Origin of the sequence: Streptomyces sp. NRRL F-5727 (assembly GCF_000719555.1) — a bacterium.
Lineage (GTDB): Bacteria > Actinomycetota > Actinomycetes > Streptomycetales > Streptomycetaceae > Streptomyces.
On sequence record NZ_JOGX01000119.1, the window covers coordinates 1 to 16,645 of the forward strand.

Annotated in this window: 19 protein-coding genes; 6 read left to right on the top strand and 13 right to left on the bottom strand. The window is 72.7% G+C overall.

Annotated features, from left to right (window positions below):
* From IF73_RS40150 to IF73_RS0136625, 10 genes are all read right to left on the bottom strand, one after another.
* A partial coding sequence (locus tag IF73_RS40150) for an S-adenosylmethionine synthetase N-terminal domain-containing protein (protein WP_158822265.1) occupies positions 1 to 117 on the bottom strand: 117 nt, incomplete at its 3' end.
* Positions 114 to 365 carry an acyl carrier protein gene (locus tag IF73_RS0136585; RefSeq protein WP_031015710.1) on the bottom strand — a complete coding sequence of 84 codons (252 nt, stop codon included), beginning with the start codon at positions 363 to 365 and terminating at the stop codon, positions 114 to 116. The genes IF73_RS40150 and IF73_RS0136585, both read right to left, overlap by 4 nt.
* A gap of 11 nt (positions 366 to 376) precedes the next feature.
* A complete protein-coding gene (gene acpS, locus IF73_RS0136590; protein WP_051717726.1) occupies positions 377 to 820 on the bottom strand; it encodes a holo-ACP synthase in 444 nt (147 codons plus the stop codon).
* Position 821: 1 nt separating this feature from the next.
* Positions 822 to 1,676, bottom strand: a complete 855-nt coding sequence (locus IF73_RS0136595; RefSeq protein WP_031015714.1) for a hypothetical protein — start codon at positions 1,674 to 1,676, stop codon at positions 822 to 824.
* Positions 1,677 to 1,728: 52 nt separating this feature from the next.
* Positions 1,729 to 2,622, bottom strand: coding sequence for a diiron oxygenase (locus IF73_RS0136600; protein WP_031015717.1), 894 nt, complete (start codon positions 2,620 to 2,622; stop codon positions 1,729 to 1,731).
* 151 nt (positions 2,623 to 2,773) lie between these two features.
* A complete protein-coding gene (locus IF73_RS0136605; RefSeq protein ID WP_031015718.1) occupies positions 2,774 to 3,817 on the bottom strand; it encodes a class I SAM-dependent methyltransferase in 1,044 nt (347 codons plus the stop codon).
* Positions 3,814 to 4,665, bottom strand: coding sequence for a class I SAM-dependent methyltransferase (locus IF73_RS0136610; protein WP_031015720.1), 852 nt, complete (start codon positions 4,663 to 4,665; stop codon positions 3,814 to 3,816). The genes IF73_RS0136605 and IF73_RS0136610 overlap by 4 nt, the downstream gene beginning before the upstream one ends.
* Before the next feature lie 167 nt (positions 4,666 to 4,832).
* Positions 4,833 to 5,375 carry a MaoC family dehydratase gene (locus IF73_RS0136615; RefSeq protein ID WP_031015723.1) on the bottom strand — a complete coding sequence of 181 codons (543 nt, stop codon included), beginning with the start codon at positions 5,373 to 5,375 and terminating at the stop codon, positions 4,833 to 4,835.
* Positions 5,376 to 5,480: 105 nt separating this feature from the next.
* Complete coding sequence (locus IF73_RS0136620) at positions 5,481 to 6,656, bottom strand: trans-sulfuration enzyme family protein (RefSeq protein ID WP_031015725.1); 1,176 nt, start codon at positions 6,654 to 6,656, stop codon at positions 5,481 to 5,483.
* Between the two features lie 124 nt (positions 6,657 to 6,780).
* On the bottom strand, positions 6,781 to 8,220 hold the full coding sequence (locus IF73_RS0136625; protein WP_031015727.1) for an MFS transporter: 1,440 nt from the start codon (positions 8,218 to 8,220) through the stop codon (positions 6,781 to 6,783).
* Between the two features lie 209 nt (positions 8,221 to 8,429).
* On the opposite strand from IF73_RS0136625, the gene IF73_RS0136630 reads away from it, so the two are divergent.
* Complete coding sequence (locus tag IF73_RS0136630; RefSeq protein WP_031015729.1) at positions 8,430 to 9,116, top strand: hypothetical protein; 687 nt, start codon at positions 8,430 to 8,432, stop codon at positions 9,114 to 9,116.
* A gap of 239 nt (positions 9,117 to 9,355) precedes the next feature.
* Complete coding sequence (locus IF73_RS0136635) at positions 9,356 to 10,567, top strand: Cmx/CmrA family chloramphenicol efflux MFS transporter (protein WP_031015731.1); 1,212 nt, start codon at positions 9,356 to 9,358, stop codon at positions 10,565 to 10,567.
* An 82-nt stretch (positions 10,568 to 10,649) separates the two neighbouring features.
* Here IF73_RS0136635 and IF73_RS0136640 read toward each other — a convergent pair whose 3' ends face one another.
* Together IF73_RS0136640 and IF73_RS0136645 are read right to left on the bottom strand one after the other, a co-directional pair.
* Entirely contained in the window at positions 10,650 to 10,928 is a 279-nt protein-coding gene (locus IF73_RS0136640) for a DUF4031 domain-containing protein (protein WP_031015733.1), read from the bottom strand.
* Between the two features lie 70 nt (positions 10,929 to 10,998).
* Positions 10,999 to 11,355 carry a hypothetical protein gene (locus IF73_RS0136645; RefSeq protein WP_031015735.1) on the bottom strand — a complete coding sequence of 119 codons (357 nt, stop codon included), beginning with the start codon at positions 11,353 to 11,355 and terminating at the stop codon, positions 10,999 to 11,001.
* Between the two features lie 110 nt (positions 11,356 to 11,465).
* Between IF73_RS0136645 and IF73_RS0136650 the strand changes: the two genes are divergently transcribed.
* The 3 genes from IF73_RS0136650 to IF73_RS0136660 are packed head-to-tail and all read left to right on the top strand — an operon-like array spanning position 11,466 to position 14,876.
* Positions 11,466 to 12,389, top strand: a complete 924-nt coding sequence (locus IF73_RS0136650; protein ID WP_031015737.1) for a MurR/RpiR family transcriptional regulator — start codon at positions 11,466 to 11,468, stop codon at positions 12,387 to 12,389.
* 22 nt (positions 12,390 to 12,411) lie between these two features.
* Positions 12,412 to 13,338 (top strand): N-acetylmuramic acid 6-phosphate etherase, encoded by a 927-nt coding sequence (gene murQ, locus IF73_RS0136655; protein WP_031015740.1) that lies wholly within the window; start codon positions 12,412 to 12,414, stop codon positions 13,336 to 13,338.
* Between the two features lie 41 nt (positions 13,339 to 13,379).
* Positions 13,380 to 14,876, top strand: coding sequence for a PTS transporter subunit EIIC (locus IF73_RS0136660; protein ID WP_031015742.1), 1,497 nt, complete (start codon positions 13,380 to 13,382; stop codon positions 14,874 to 14,876).
* A gap of 81 nt (positions 14,877 to 14,957) precedes the next feature.
* Here the strand turns inward: IF73_RS0136660 and IF73_RS0136665 are convergent, their stop codons facing one another.
* A complete protein-coding gene (locus tag IF73_RS0136665) occupies positions 14,958 to 16,019 on the bottom strand; it encodes a helix-turn-helix transcriptional regulator (RefSeq protein WP_037881730.1) in 1,062 nt (353 codons plus the stop codon).
* Positions 16,020 to 16,307: 288 nt separating this feature from the next.
* Here IF73_RS0136665 and IF73_RS0136670 point away from each other — a divergent pair, with 288 nt between their 5' ends.
* The gene (locus IF73_RS0136670) at positions 16,308 to 16,577 is read left to right on the top strand and encodes a hypothetical protein (protein WP_031015747.1); all 270 of its coding nucleotides are present in this window, start codon (positions 16,308 to 16,310) and stop codon (positions 16,575 to 16,577) included.
* Positions 16,578 to 16,645 lie beyond the last annotated feature (68 nt).

The window sequence follows — 16,645 nt, forward strand, 5'->3', positions numbered from 1 at the left end:
GGCCCCGGGGTCCTGCGCGAGCAGCGCGTCCAGGATGGTGTCGCTGATCCGGTCGGCGATCTTGTCGGGATGTCCCTCGGTCACGGACTCCGAGGTGAAGAGGCGGCCGCCGCTCATGCCTGGACCTCCACCTGGGCGGGGAAGAAGTGCCGCTCGATGGCGCCGAGGGTGCGGATGACCTCGACCTCCAGGGTCTCCATCTGGATGGAGACGCCGCTCTCCTGCTCCAGCAGGAAGACGAACTCCACGAAGGAGAGGGAGTCGATCAGCCGGTTCTCGATGAGGTCGAGGTCGGGGGCGATGTCCTGGCGCTCCGGGTGGCGCTCCAGGATCCAGTTCTTGATCTGCTGCAGGCCGTCGGCCATGGGGGTTCTCCTCAACTCGGTTGCGCGGGTGGGGTGGGGGCGATGATCGGGGCGGCGACCGCCACCGCGTAGTCCACGTCGTGGCTGATGGACACGGTGATCTCGGCGATGCCGGATCCGGCGGCCATCTCGGCGGCGGAGCCGTGGAGTTCGACGAGCGGCCAGCCGCCGTCGGAGCGCCGCACCACGATGTCCGGCCAGGGCAGGAACCTGCCCCGGACCCGTAAGGTCTTGAAGGCCGCTTCCTTCGCCGCGATCCGTCCGCACAGGCTCAGCACGTCGAGCCCGGTGGCGGTGCGGCAGTCGGCGAGTTCGCCGGGGGTGAGCATCCGCTCGAAGAAGCGCTCCCCGTACTGTGCGAGGAGCCGGCGGACACGGTTGACGGACACGATGTCCATGCCGAGGTTCGCCCAGCCCAGGCCGCCCGCCGGCGGGGCGACGGGACGGGCCGGCACGTCAGATCACCGGCCCGGCCGCGTCCAGGACCGCCCGGGTCGCCGCCTCCCAGCCGCCGTGGCGGCGGGTCAGCGCGGACAGCCAGCGTTCCAGGCCGAAGGCGACGCAGCTGGTGAAGGCCGGGCCCCCGGTCGACGCGAGCGTGAGGGCGCAGCGCTCGCCGAAGAAGTTCCGGTGCGTGTTGACCGAGGCGATCGCCAGGTCCTCGTACAGGAACTCGTACTTCACCGGGGTGAGCCGCTGCAGGAGCGCCTTCGAGCCGCCCTTGTCGAAGAAGGGGTCGCAGGCGGCCTCCTTCCGCAGGCTCAGGCCGACGGCCTCGGCGAAGGCGTCGATGCGGGCGGTGAAGGCGGTGAGGTGGTCCTCGGCGTGCTCGCGGGAGCCGATGGCGACGATCTCCCGCATGCGGAAGCCGAGCTGGCGGCGCATGCCCTCGTAGTGGGTCTCCTTGCGGAAGCACCACGAGCAGACGGTGACGAGGGTGTCGTCGGCGACCTGCCGGCCCTGGTGGTCCAGGTAGACGGCGTAGCAGGAGGCGGAGGGCAGGCCGAGTCCGGCCGGTTCGAGGGCGGCGGCCGGCCAGTGGCCGCGGTCGCCGTCGAAGGGGGTGGTGAGCCTCTTCTCCAGGTCGAGGGGGGCGGCGAGGACGGCCTGGTGGGGGAAGTTGTCGTAGTAGTCGAGCCGCGCCAGGTCGGCGGCGGGCAGCAGCGGCGGCATGGTCATCGGGCGGGCGCCCGCGGACACGCCCCAGCTCTCGAAGGTGTCGTCGAGGAGCCGCAGCAGGCGGGTCCCCTCGGGACCCAGGGACGGCAGGCCCCTGGTCGCCCCGGTGGTCTCGGGGAGGGTGGCGGTCATGGTCGGTGCACCTCTCGGGTGAGGGCTCTCGGGTGGGTGCTCCCGGGCGGGCTCAGAGGACGGGCAGGGTGTCGTCCGAGAAGATCCCGGTCTTCAGGAAGAAGGCGAGCGGCTTGCGGATCGCCCTGCGCTCGTGGGCGCGGCGGGACGGGTCGGCGATCAGGGCGTTGCGCAGGCCGAGCGGGTCGGGGAGGCCGGCGTCCCGGTACACGTGCGGGTTGTAGAGGGAGTTGACGCTGTAGACGACGTATCGCTTGAGGTACGCCTCCACCTCCCGGACGCGGGCCGCGGGCACGGCCTCGCACATGCGCTGGTGGAGGAGGGAGACGAGCTCGCGGCCGAAGGCGATGTGGCGGGACTCGTCCTGGTGGTGGATGCGGTTGACCTCGCGGATGGTGTGGCAGAGGGAGTCGTCCTTCGCCATCCGGGAGTTGTAGTGGTCGACGAGCTCCTCGAAGAAGAGGATCCGGGTGAAGACGAGGAAGTTCTCGACCTCGGGCTCCCAGGCGGCGTCGGCGCGCATGGCGGTGGAGCCGTAGATCTTGTGGCCGTACCGCCGGCAGAACTCGGAGAAGAACCACATGTGTTCGTTCTCCTCGCCGATGAAGTGGTGGAAGAAGTCCGAGGGGACCTCGAAGCCGGGCATGTGGATGCGGCCGACGACCTCGATGAGGAGTTCGCGGATGCCGTGCACGTTGAGGCTGTAGAAGTTGATCGACTCCCACTTGGAGAGGCGCTGGAGCGCTTCCTCGCCGAGGGCGTCGTAGTGCTCGGTGCCGTAGACGGTGAGCAGCTCCGGCGTCATCCAGAAACGGTTCTCCTCCAGGGTCTCGGGCCACTGGAAGGTCTGGTACGGGTTGTAGTAGTCCTCGACCGAGCGTTCGCTGAGGCGGTCGAGGACCTCCAGGAAGCGGTCGCTGACGGGCAGCGGGGCGGTCACGCCCATGGTTCTGGCTCCTTCTTCTTTCAGGATCGGTTCGCCTCCGGGGCGCTCATGCCGGGCTCACGGCACCGACCGTGCTCGACCCCCCGTTCCGGGGCCTGCGCGCGCTCGGCGCCGTTCCCTCGACGCGCCCCTTCGGCTCACTCGCCGGGGGTCACGGGCGGACTTCGTAGACCGCGTTCACCGGGGTCTCGGTGGCGCGCCGCCAGCGGGTGAAGCCGGCCTCCTCGGCGATGGCCCGGAACGCCTTCTCCCCGGAGTGGTTGCCGAGGGCGTGCGGGCCGCGCTGGGCGACGGCGACCGGCAGGCACATCACGGCGGACAGGGCCATGAACATGCGGGCGGCGGGGGTCTGGGTGTCGATGTCCTGCGGGGAGACGTTCGACTCGACGAGCATCCAGGTGCCGTCGGCGTCCAGCGACTTGTGGACGTGCTGGGCGGCGGCGACCGGGTCGCCCATGTCGTGCAGGGCGTTGAAGAAGCAGACCAGGTCGTAGCCGGAGCCGGGGTAGTCGTCGGCGGAGGCGACGTCGAAGACGACCCGGTCCGAGAGGCCGGCCTCCTCGGCCAGCTCGCGGGCGATCGCGATGGCCTCCTCGGAGTAGTCGAAGCCGTGGACGGTGGCGTGCGGGAACGCCTTCGCGATGAGGAGGGTGGTGTGGCCGACGCCGCAGCCCACGTCGGCGACCGTGCCGCCGTCGCGCAGCTTGTCGGTGACCTCGTGGAGGGAGGGCAGCCAGTCGGGGACGAGCTTGTGCTCGTACGCCGGCTGGAAGAAGGAGCCCATGCCGGTGTCGAGGGCGGCGTCGTGCTCGGCCCAGCCGACGCCGTCGCCGGTGCGGTACGCCTCGACCAGCAGGTCCTCGGTGGCGTACAGCGCCTTGAGGGCGGTGAAGAAGCCGGCGGCGAAGGTGACGGCCTTCGGGTCGGCGAGGACCTCGGCGTGGTCGGCGGGCAGGGTGTACGTGAGCGAGCTCGGGTGCCGCTCGACGTACCCGGCGGAGAGCTGGGCGTGCAGCCACTCCTCGACGTACCGCTCGTTCGTGCCGGTCCGCTCGGCCAGCCCGGCGGCGGTGAGGGGGCCGTGCTGAGCGAGAGCCTTGTAGAGGCCGAGGCGCTCGCCGAGGGCGACGGTCAGGCCGCGGACGGCGGCGCCGGCGTCGCTGATGACGCGCTGGTGGAAGTCGTGGGCGCTCACGCGGCCGCCTCCTGGTCGAATCCGGGCGCGGACGGCAGGTCGCACGTGAAGAGGAAGGAGCGGGGGATGCCGGGGATCGCGCGGTCCGGGACCGGGTAGGGCCAGCGGTCGAAGTCGGCGCCGGCCTCGCCGGGCTGCTTCACCTCGCGGACGGACCAGCCGCACTCGGCGAGCAGTTCCTCGGGCTCCTCGGTGCCGAAGAGCCACGGGTTGCCGTCCTCCTCCAGGGCCTTCATGAAGTCCCTGGCGAGCGGGTTGACGAGGGCGGCCCGGGAGATGACGTCGCCGAGCAGTACGGTGCCGGGCGCGGAGTGGGCGGCGAGGGTCGCGATCAGGGTGCGTACGGCCTGCTCGGGGAGGAAGAACAGCAGGCCCTCGACGACCCAGAGGACCGGCTCGTCGCTCTTCCAGCCGGCCTCCTTGAGCGGGCCGGTCCAGTCCTGGGTGAGGTCGACGGGGACGGCGACGCGGGTGCGGCCGGCCGGCTGCGGCTCGTCCTTCAGCATCCGGGCCTTGGCGTCGAGGAGCGCGGGGCGGTCGAGCTCGTAGACGGTGACGCCGTCGGGCCACGGCAGCCGGTAGAAGCGGGTGTCCATGCCGGCGGCGAGGAACACGACCTGGCGGATGCCGCGCTCCTGGACCGCCTGGACGATGGCCCGGTCGAGGTAGGTGGTGCGGATGGCGAGGAACGGCACGATGCCGCCGCCGGCGTAACGCTTCAGCAGCTCGACGCCGGTCTCGTCGGCGACGGTGCGCGCGTACGGATCGGCGAACAGCCGGTCCTCGCGCTCGGTCTCCAGGGCACGCGCGGCGGCGGTCCACTGGGCGGTGCGGGATACGGCCTCCACGGGAGGTCTCCCTTCGGTTGGTTTCCGGTGATGGCTCCGGTGACGGTCCGGTGACGGCTCCGACGACGGCTCCGGTGATACGGACGGCCGTGTCCAGGGCCGGGCGGGGGCGTGCGGTTCCCGTCGACGGGCATACGGACCCGTCGGGGCGGGGGGGCACGCCCCCGTCAGGCGGTCATGACCGGGACACAGACCTTGGCCTTGGCGCCCGTGCAGCCGACGGGGTCCTCGGCCGCGGGCATCGACGACGGATGCGCGGCCTCGGTGTCGGCGGGGCGCCGGCGGAAGATGCTGTGCAGGATCATGCTGAACACGGCCGTCCCGTCGGCGGCCACGAGCGTGCACCGCGGTTTGACGGTGCCGGTGGCGGGATGGAACGGCGACGGGGTGGCGCCGAGGATCTCGACGCGCGCGGTCAGGACGTCGCCGGGGCGTACGGGGCGCAGGTAGCGGACCTCGTCGATGCCGGGCGAGCCGAGGCAGTCGCTGTAGGCGAGCAGGCCGTCGACGTACCGCCGCATGAAGAGCGACTGGGTGTGGAAGCCGCTGGCGATCAGTCCGCCGAACGGCGAGTCCTTCGCCCGCTCCGGGTCCGTGTGGAAGGGCTGCGGATCGAAGCGCCGGCCGAACTCCAGCACCTCCTCCGCGGTGACGGTGACGGTGCCCAGTTCATGGACGTCGCCGGGCCGGAAGTCCTCGAAGTAGCGCATCGGACGCCCCCCTTGACCTAGGAGTTCTACGTTTCCTGGCATCACCCAATCTACGAATGACTCATTTCTTTTGTCAACCCAAAAGAAGCCGGGACTCCGGCTCGACTACCCCCGGGCGAGGGCCTGTTCGAGGTCCGCCCACAGGTCGTCCACCGCCTCGATGCCCACCGACATCCGCACCAGCCCCGGCGCGATCCCGGCCGCCGCCAGCGCGGCCCCGTCCAGCTCGCGATGGGAGGTGGACGCCGGGTGGGTCAGCAGCGTCTCGACCCCGCCGAGCGAGAGGGCGAGCCGGCCGAGCCGCACCCGCTCCACGAGCGCCCGGCCCGCCGCCCGGCCGCCGTCGAGCTCGAAGGAGAGCAGCCCGCCGCCGCCCGAGAGGACCTTCCGGGCGTGCCCGTACGAGGGATGGGACGGCTGCCACGGGTAGTGCACGGCCGCCACCCGGGGGTGGACGCGCAGCAGCTCGGCGAGCGCCGCCGCGTTGGCGCAGTGCTCGCGCATCCGCAGCGGCAGCGTGGGTATCCCGCGCAGCACCAGCCAGGCGGCGAACGGGTCCGCGCAGGCGCCCAGTTCGACCGTGCGCGGCCAGACCCGGCGGCGCAGCCCGTCGTCCGCGAAGACGGCCGCGCCGCCGAGCACGTCGGAGTGGCCGGCCAGGTACTTGGTGGCGGAGTGCACGACGACGTCGGCGCCCAGCTCCAGGGGCCGGCACAGGACGGGCGAGGCGAGCGAGTTGTCGACCACGCTCGTCACCCCGAGCCGGCGGGCCGCGGCGAGCAGCCCCGGCAGGTCGGCGACCTGCCCGGTGGGGTTGGCGATCGTCTCCAGGACCAGCACACGGGCCGCCGGGTGGACGGCCGCCGCCTCGAACTCGGCGACATCGTCCCCGGAGACGTACACGACCTCGATGCCGTACCGCTCGGCGAGGTCGGACAGGACGGAGAACGTGCCGCCGTACAGGCAGCGCTGGGCGATCACCCGGTCGCCGGGCCGGAGCAGGGCGAGCAGGACGCCGCTGACCGCGCCCATGCCGGAGGCGAAGGCGATCGCGCCCGCGCCGCCCTCCAGGCCGGCGAGGGTCTGCTCCAGGGCGCGGACGGTCGGGTTGCCGCGACGGCTGTAGACGTACCGGCCGTCGGGCCCGGCCATCGCGTCGGCCAGCTCGGCGGCCGAGTCGAAGGCGAAGGCGGAGGACTGCACGAGCGGCACGGACAGCGGCCAACTGCCTTCACCGAAGGGCTCGTTGACGACGTGCACGGCGCGGGTGCCGAGTTCCATGGTCTTCCTCTCCGAGGGGGTAAGGGATCTCCGGGTACGGGATCTCGGGTACGGGATCTCGGGTACGAAAAAGGGGCCGCCCGACGTCCGGGAGGGACATCGGGCGGCCCCTTCGGGGCGGGGGTCAGGCGGCGACCTTCTCGCCCTGCGGGGCGGGCGCGGCGGCGGCCTCGGCGGCCACGGCCTTGTCGCTCTTCATCACCAGGAGGGTGACGACACCGCCGAGGGCGGCGACGACCGCGGCGCCGACGAAGGCGGCCGAGAAGCCGTCGGTGAGCTCGGGCAGGTTGCCGAGCCGGTCGGCGCCCTGCGACATGGCGACCGCGGTGAGGGCGGCGAGGCCGAGCGCGGAGCCGACGTTGTAGGTGGTGTTGACGATGCCGGAGGCGAGACCGGCCTGCTCCTGCGGGGCGCCGGACATCGCGGCGATCATCGCCGGGATGTAGGCGAGGGACATGCCGAGCGCGGCGACCAGCGAGGCCGGCAGGACGTCGACCAGGAAGGAACCGGTCGGCGGGACGGCCGCCAGCCAGACCAGACCGGCCGCGAGGACCAGCAGACCACCGGCGACGAGCGGCTTGGCGCCGACCTTCGTCATCAGGCGGGAGGTGATCGCCGTCATGAAGATCATGAGGAGGACGGTCATCGGGAGCAGCGCGGCACCGGACTCGAAGGCGCCGAAGCCGAGGACCTGCTGGAGGTACAGGTTGAGGAAGTACCACATCGGGATCCAGGCGGCACCGAGCAGCGTCATCGCCAGGTTGGCCGAGCCGAGGCGCGGCACCCGCCAGACGCTGAGCGGCATGAGCGGCTCGCGGACGGACTTCTGGATCACGAAGAAGAGGACCAGGAGGGCGGCGGCGCCGACCAGTTCGAGGATGGTGGCGGTGGCGCCCCAGCCGACCTCGGGGGCGCGGACGACGGCGAAGACGGCGAGCGCGAGGCCGGCGGTGACGGCGACGGCGCCGAGGACGTCGACGGAGCCGCGGCGGGACTCGACGTCCGGGAGCAGCTTGGTGGCGGCGAGGGTGGCGAGGCCGATCGGGATGTAGATGATGAAGACCCACTGCCAGCTCATCCACTCGGTGAAGACGCCGCCGAGGAAGACGCCCGCGGTGCCGCCGGCCGGGGCGGCGGCACCGTACAGCGCCATCGCCTTGCCCAGCTCCTTCGGGTCGTGCATGAAGAGCATCATCAGCAGGGTCATCGCGGAGGGCGCGATGAGCGCGCCGCCGACGCCCTGGACGGCGCGGCCGACGATCTCGACCCAGGCGGTCTGCGCGGCGGCGGCCACGACCGAGCCGGCGATCATGACGGCCCAGCCGGAGACGAAGATCCTGCGGGCTCCGACGAGGTCGGAGAGGCGTCCGCCGAGGAGCAGCAGACCGCCGAAGACGATCACGTAGGCGTTGAAGATCCACTGGAGCTCGCTCTGCGAGAAGCCCAGGTCCTTCTGCATCTCGGGGAGCGCCACTCCGATGATCGAGGTGTCCATGATGACCATGAACTGGGCGGCGGCGAGCACGAGGAGTGCCCACCAGCGCCGGGGGTTGACGTTTGACATCGCACTGCCCTTCACTCGCGGCCGACCGGTGGCCTGGGCCGTTCACATACCCCTGGGGGGTACCTTCGCGGAGCACCGTAACATACCCATGGGGGGTATGTAAGAGTGCGATGAGGGAGATCCTCCGCCACGCCGGGAGGCGGACCGCGAGGCGGGCCGTCCGGGCTCGCACCCGGAAAAGCCGCGGCCCCGGCGGGCACAATGCGGCCATGACCGCACCCGAGGAAGCCGCCGCGCAGGACCTCGACCTGCTCCGGCGCTGGAACGCCACCCTGCTCGCCGCCCGCGCCGGTCGCGAGGGCCCCGACCCCGCCCCGTACGGCCGCGACCTGCTCGGCCGCTGGGCCGAGCCGCAGCGCCGCTACCACACGGTCACCCACCTGAAGGCGGTCCTCGACCGGATCGACGAGCTGACCGACCAGGGCGGCGAGGGCGGGGAGCTCGAACTGGTCCGGCTCGCCGCCTGGTTCCACGACGCCGTCTACCGCCCCGACCGCTCCGAGAACGAGGAACGCTCCGCCCACCTCGCCGAACGCGCCCTGCGCGAAGCCGGGTTGACCGAGCACGAGGTCACCGAGGTGGCCCGCCTGGTCCGCCTCACCGTCACCCACGACCCCGCCCCCGGCGACCTCAACGGCGAGACCCTCTGCGACGCCGACCTAGCCATCCTCGCCACCGACCCCGATACCTACAGGGGGTATACGGCAGCCGTCCGCGAGGAGTACGCCTTCGTCCCCGACGACGCCTTCCGCGAAGGCCGCGCCGCCGTCCTCCGCCACCTCCTCGGGCTGCCCCGCCTCTTCCGCACCCCGTACGGCGCGGCGGTATGGGAGGAAAAGGCGCGGGAGAACATCGAGAGGGAACTCAGGGAACTCGCGGACCTGACGGCCCCCTAGGCCCTGTCGTCAAACTCCCGCCTGCCCCGCGACGCCATGCACGCGCTCTCGCCGCACCGGGTGAAAGCACGAGTACGTCCAGTACGAGGACTTCCGGAGCCCAGGTGACCGTCTCGTATCGCGAGAAACCGGCGGTTCCCGGAATGACAGGCACAAAGATCGGGTTGGCACATGTCATGCCGTCTTCCTCCGCCGAGCCCGCCACGCCCTCCCCCACGCCCTCCCCCGCCGCCCGCCGGATGCCCCTGGCCGTCTACGTCCTCGGCCTCTCCGTCTTCGCGCTCGGCACGAGCGAGTTCATGCTCTCCGGCCTCCTGGAGCACATCGCGGACGACATGGACGTCTCCATCCCGCAGGCCGGACTGCTCATCTCCGCCTTCGCCATCGGCATGGTCGTCGGCGCCCCGCTGCTCGCCGTGGCCACCCTCCGCCTCCCCCGCAAGACCACCCTGGTCGCCCTGATCACCGTCTTCGGCCTCGGCCAGATCGCCGGCGCGCTCGCCCCCACCTACGGCATCCTCTTCGCGTCCCGCGTGATCAGCGCGCTCGCCTGCGCCGGCTTCTGGGCCGTCGGCGCGGCCGTCGCCATCGCGATGGTCCCGCGCGACTCCCGGGCCCGCGCCATGGCCGTCATGATCGGCGGCCTCTCCATCGCCAACGTCCTCGGCGTCCCCGCCGGCGCCTTCCTGGGCGAGCACCTCGGCTGGCGCTCCGCCTTCTGGGCCGTCGGCGCCGCCTCCGCGATCGCCCTCGTCGGCGTCGTCACCCGCATCCCCCGCATCCCCCTCCCGGAGACGAAGCCCCGCCTCCGCCAGGAGCTCACGATCTACCGCGACCGCCAGGTCCTCCTCTCGATCGTGGTCACCGCCCTCGCCGCGGGCGGCGTCTTCTGCGCCTTCTCCTACCTGGCCCCGCTCCTCACCGACGTCTCCGGCCTCGACGAGGGCTGGGTCTCCGGCGTCCTGGCCCTCTTCGGCATCGGCGCCCTGATCGGCACGACGATCGGCGGCCGGGTCGCCGACGCCCACCTCTTCGGCGTCCTCCTCACCGGCATCACCGCCTCCACCGTCTTCCTGGTGGCCCTGGCCCTCTTCGCCTCGACCCCGGCGGCCACCGTCACGCTGGCCTTCCTCCTCGGCGTCTCGGCCTTCTACACGGCCCCCGCCCTCAACGCCCGCATGTTCAACGTCGCCGGCGCCGCCCCCACCCTGGCCGGCGCCACCACCACGGCCGCCTTCAACCTCGGCAACACCGGCGGCCCCTGGCTGGGCGGCACCGTCATCGACGCGGACCTCGGCTACACCTCCCCCGCCTGGGCGGGAGCCGCCATGACCCTCCTGGCCCTGGCCACAGCCGCCCTCGCCCTCCGCCTGACCCGCACGGGCCCGTCGAGGGTGGTCATGGGCGCGCAGGGCGCCCCGGCGGAGGCGAAGTCCACGACCAGCCGCTGACGGCGCGACGCACCCGCCCGACCCGCATCCGGAGCGTGCGTGCCGGGCGGGCCGGACCCCGGCGGGAACTGTCAGACAGGCCCTAGGACGGCCCCTCCGCCGGCCGGCCCTTCGGGCGGCGGAGGCCGGCGGCGGTGAGGCGGCGGAGGAGTTCCTTGGAGCCGACGGGGAGGGCGCCGGCGGCGATCGTCCTCTCGTACCAGTCGGACGGGATGTCGTAGTGGTCGCGGTCGAAGCCGCGGGCGGGGGCGCCGAGCTCGGCGGCGAAGGCGTGGAGCTCGTCGAAGGAGACGTCGCTGACCAGGTGGGACCACATGCGGCCGTGGCCGGGCCAGGTCGGCGGGTCGATGTAGAGGGTCACCGGCGGAGCCCCGCACCGGGCGCGGTCCCCACGTCGGGCCGCCCCTCCGCACCGGCTCTCGCGCCCGCGCTCACGTCAGCCCGCCCACCCGGGCCACCACCACGCCCTGTTTGCCGCAGACCCAGTGGGGGTCCGGGCCGAGTTCCGGTTCCACGTCGAGGGCGTGGGGGTCGCCGGAGGAGCAGACGGGGCAGAGGGGCCAGCGGCCGTACGCCTCCAGGAGGGCGTCCTGGACGTCCTGGGCGACCAGGCCCGCCACGTACTCCACGCCCTCGGGCCACTGCTCGACCCACCAGCGGCGGTGCGTCACCGCGTCCTCGACCATCGACACGACCTGCGCGGCGGCCACGTCACGGGCCGCGAGGTCGGCCAGCACCAGCGCGCGGGCGGCGTGCAGCGCCTGCTCCACGGGGTCGATGTCGTCCATGGGGCCATTGTCCACCGAGAGGGGCGGGGGACGAAGGTCCCCTTCCCGTCCGGCTTCTCCGGGCCCTACGGGGTCTTGTCCCGCCCCACCCCTGAAAGTATCTTTCAGGGGTGACCAATGACGTGAAGGAAACTTTCAGCAGCGAGGCGCCCCCGGCGCCGGCCGCGCTCGCCGCCAAGGTGCGGACCCTCTCCCCTTCCATGACCCGTTCCATGCAGCGGGTCGCCGAGGCCGTCGCCGGGGACCCCGCCGGCTGCGCCGCCCTCACGGTCACCGGCCTCGCCGAACTGACCGGCACCAGCGAGGCCACCGTCGTCCGCACCGCCCGCCTCCTCGGCTACCCCGGCTACCGCGACCTGCGGCTCGCCCTCGCCGGGCTCGCCGCCCAGCAGCAGTCCGGCCGGGCGCCCTCCGTCACCGCCGACATCGCCGTCGACGACCCGGTCGCCGACGTCGTCGCCAAGCTGGCCCACGACGAGCGGCAGACCCTCGCCGACACCGCCGCCGCGCTCGACACCGTCCAGCTCGGCGCCGTCGCCGCCGCCTGCGCCACCGCCCGCCGCATCGACGTGTACGGCGTCGGCGCCTCCGGCCTCGTCGCCCAGGACCTGGTGCAGAAGCTGCTCCGGATCGGGCTGATCGCGCACGCCCACGGCGACCCGCACCTCGCCGTCACCAACGCCGTGCAGCTCCGCTCCGGCGACGTGGCCCTCGCCATCACCCACTCGGGCTCCACCGGCGACGTCATAGAACCGCTCCGGGTGGCCTTCGAGCACGGGGCCACCACGGTCGCGATCACCGGCCGCCCGGACGGGCCCGTCAGCCAGTACGCCGACCACGTGCTGACCACCTCGACCGCCCGCGAGAGCGAGCTGAGACCGGCCGCCATGTCGTCCCGCACCAGCCAACTCCTGGTCGTGGACTGTCTGTTCACCTGCGTCACCCAGCGCACGTACGAGACCGCGGCCCCTGCCCTCGCGGCCTCGTACGAAGCCCTCGCCCACCGGCACTCGCCCCGCACCACCACCCGCTGAACCAGGAAGAAGGCAGCCGCCCGTGTCCACCGCGTACTCCGAACTCCGCGCCCAGCTGGCCACCCTCACCACCGAGGCGTACCGTCCCGAACTGGCCGAGATCGACCGGCTGTCCACCCTGGAGATCGCCCGCACCATGAACGGCGAGGACCAGAGCGTCCCCGCCGCCGTGGCCCGGCAGCTGCCCGCGATCGCCGCCGCCATCGACGCCACCGCCGAGCGGATGGCCCGCGGCGGCCGGCTGCTCTACCTGGGCGCCGGCACCGCCGGACGGCTCGGCGTCCTCGACGCCAGCGAGTGCCCGCCCACCTTCAACACCGACCCCTCCGAGGTCGTCGGCCTGATCGCGGGCGGCCCCGCCGCCATGGTCCGGGCCGTCGAGGGCGCCGAGGACTCCAAGGAGCTCGCCGCCGCCGACCTCGACGCCCTCGGCGTCGGCCCCGACGACACCGTGGTCGGCGTCTCCGCCTCCGGCCGCACCCCGTACGCCATCGGCGCCGTCGAGCACGCCCGCGCCGCCGGGGCGCTCACCATCGGCCTGTCCTGCAACGCGGACAGCGCGCTCGCGGCCGCCGCCGAGCACGGCATCGAGGTCGTCACCGGGCCCGAACTCCTCACCGGATCCACCCGGTTGAAGGCCGGCACGGCCCAGAAGCTGGTCCTCAACATGATCTCGACGATCACCATGATCCGGCTCGGCAAGACCTACGGGAACCTCATGGTCGACGTCCGCGCCTCCAACGAGAAGCTCCAGGCCCGCTCGCGCCGGATCGTCGCGCTCGCGACCGGCGCCCCCGACGAGCAGATCGAGGCCGCCCTCACCGCCGCCGAGGGGGAGGTGAAGAACGCCATCCTGATCCTTCTCGCCGACGTCGACGCCGCCACCGCGGCGCGCCGGCTGCAGGACTCCCGCGGCCATCTGCGTGCGGCGCTGCACGCGACCACCTGAGCCGCACCTCCCCCTCCCCCGCACCGAAGGCACCACCCCACATGAGCACAGACGACAAGAACCGCGCCATCGCCGCCGCGATCCTCCCCCTCGTCGGCGGCGCCGGGAACATCGACTCCGTGGCCCACTGCATGACCCGGCTCCGGCTGGGTCTGCGCGACCGCTCGCTCGTCCAGGACGAGGCCCTGAAGGCCCTGCCGTCCGTGATGGGCGTGGTGGAGGACGACACGTACCAGATCGTCCTGGGCCCCGGCACGGTCGCCCGCGTGACCCCCGCGTTCGAGGCCCTGGTGGCCGAAGGGGCCGGCGCCGAACCGGCCCGCTCCGCGCAGGAGCTCGCCGACAAGGGCGCCGCCCTGAAGGCGGCCCGGAAGGCGAAGAACGCCACCCCGTTCAAGCTCTTCCTGCGGAAGATCGCGAACATCTTCGTCCCGCTGATCCCCGCCCTCATCGGCTGCGGCATCATCGCCGGCCTCAACGGCCTGCTGGTCAACCTCGGCTGGCTGCCCGGCGTCACCCCGGCGCTCGCCGCCGTCGCGAGCGGCTTCATGGCCCTCATCGCGGTCTTCGTCGGCTACAACACGGCCAAGGAGTTCGGCGGCACGCCGATCCTCGGCGGCGCGGTCGCCGCCATCATCGTCTACGCGGGCGTGGCCAAGATCGAGGTCTTCGGCCAGGCCCTCTCCCCCGGCCAGGGCGGTGTGCTCGGCGCGCTGGGCGCGGCCGTCCTCGCCGTGTACGTGGAGAAGTGGTGCCGCCGCTGGGTGCCGGAGTCGCTGGACGTGCTGGTCACCCCGACGCTCACCGTGCTCGTCTCCGGCCTCGTCACGGTCTTCGGCCTGATGTTCCTGGCGGGCGAGGTCTCGCAGGCCATCGGCGACGTCGCCGACTGGCTGCTGGCGAACGCGGGCGCCGGCGCCGGATTCCTGCTCGGCGGGCTGTTCCTGCCGCTGGTGATGCTCGGCCTCCACCAGGCCCTCATCCCGATCCACACCACCCTGATCGAGCAGCAGGGCTACACCGTCCTCCTGCCGATCCTGGCGATGGCGGGCGCGGGCCAGGTCGGCGCGGCCATGGCGGTCTACCTGAAGCTGCCCCGCAACGGCTCCCTCCGCCGCACCATCAAGTCCGCCCTGCCGACCGGCTTCCTCGGCGTCGGCGAGCCGCTGATCTACGGCGTGTCGCTGCCGCTGGGCCGCCCCTTCGTCACGGCCTGCGTCGGCGGCGCGTTCGGCGGCGGCTTCGTCGGCCTCTTCAGCATGCTGGGCGACAAGGTCGGCTCCACCGCCATCGGCCCGTCCGGCTGGGCGCTCTTCCCGCTCCTCGACGGCAACAAGGGCCTCGGCTCGACCATCGCGATCTACGCGGGCGGTCTGCTCGTCGGCTATCTCGCCGGCTTCGTCGCCACCTACTTCTGGGGCTTCAGCCGGGCGATGATCGAGGAGTTCGACGTGGACCCGGAGGCCGCGGCGACGCCCGAGCCGGTGGCGGCCGGCGGTCCCGCCGCCGACCCCGACCCCGAGCCCGTGAAGGTCTGACGCCGGAAGACCTCTTCCGTACGGCTCCGAAGGACGAGGCCCCGCCCCCGCGCACGTGTCGCGGGCGCGGGGCCCCGGGCGCTAGCTGAGCCAGCCCTTCTCGTGCGCGAGGAGGGCCGCCTCCACCCGGTTCGCCGCGCCCAGCCGGCGCATGATCGCGGCCAGGTGCTTCCGGTAGGTGCGGACGGACATGCCCAGCTGGCGGGCGGCCGTCTCGTCCTTGTCCGCCTCCCTGAGCATCGCGAGGATGTCCCGCTCGACGTCCGACGGCAGGTCCACCTCCTCGCTCGGCAGCTCCTCCGCCGCCTCCCACATCCGCTCGAAGAGCGTGACCAGCGTCGCCACCAGACCCGGCTCACGGACGAGGAGGGCGCCCCGGGCGGTGTGCGCGGGGTCGATGGGGGTGAGCGCCGCCGACCGGTCGACGATGATGACCCGCTCGATCGGCTGGTGGGAGACCCGCACCTCGGCCCCGTGCGCGACCAGTTCCCGCATGTACGTGAGGGTGGGCTCGTCCTGCAGGATCGCGGCGCCCATGATGGTGCGCAGCCGGACGCCGCGGCGCAGCAGCCGCATGTTGATCGGGTGCGAGACGGCGATGGACTCCTCCGCGAGGACCCCGGTGGGTTCGGTGGTCAGGTCCTCGGTGCGGGCGAAGAAGGTCAGCTCGTCGATGGCCTCCCGCACCGCGTCGATGCCGTGCAGCTGGGCGATCATCTGGCCCTCGCCGGCCTGGTCGTCGTGCGGCGGGGGGACGGCCGTCCAGCACTCCATGAAGAGCGACTCGATGACCGAGCGGCGGGTGGCCTCGGTCTCCAGCTCCTCGCGCAGGGTGCGCAGCCGGCTCTCCACGAGGGCGTCGACCGCGCGGGCCGGCGGGACGGCGCGGATCACGCCGTGGGCGCCGCCGGTGGCCAGGCCCAGGACCAGCAGCCGTTCCAGTACCTCGCGGCCCGCCTCCGCGGCTCCGGCCCCCGGTCTCGGGCCGTCCGCCGCCGCTGCCGCTGCCGCCGTTCTCTCCCCGTCGGGTGCACCGGTCTCCGGTCTGCCGGTCGCCGCCGAGGCGGATCCGCGGCGCAGGAGGGCGCGGTACGCCTCTTCCTCTTCCTCGGTCACTCCCAGAAACGAGAGCAAGTTGCTCACGTATCCCCCCCTTTGACGATCGATCAAGGCTGCCCCGTGGGAATCTTCAGCCGCCCGGACTGGTGTGTCAATGGTGGAATGCCCGGTATTCAGCGGTTTTGTCGCAGGTGTTTCTGCCAGGCGTGTGCAACATGAGGAACCCGGGCGTGCAGCAAGCTGCGCGCTTTCGGCCCCCTGACGGGCCCCGCGAGACGGCAGAGTCTTCCTCACAAGCGAAAGCGCGAACAGCGCGGAAGCGAAGCAGAGCCGCACAGGGCACACCCCCCGTTCAGGACCGAGGAGACCACCGTGAACAGCACCGCGAACCGCACGAAGTCGTCCCACCGCCGCGTGCGCGCCTCCGTCGTGGCCCTGCTGACCGCGGGCCTGCTGGCCACCGGCGCGCAGGGCGCGGCCTTCGCCGCCGACGAGCCGGCGGCCGTGTCGGCGCAGCCGGCGGGCGGGGCCCCGGACTCCCCGTTCGACCACATCGGCGGCGGCGTGCGGGACGTGCTCGGCCGGATCGGCGACCTGCTGCCGGAGCTCCCGCTCCCGAAGAACAACAACGACTGGAAGTAGTCCGCCGGGGCCGGCCACGGCCCCACGGCCCCGCCGCCCGACGGCCCCACGGCCCGACGGCCCCACCG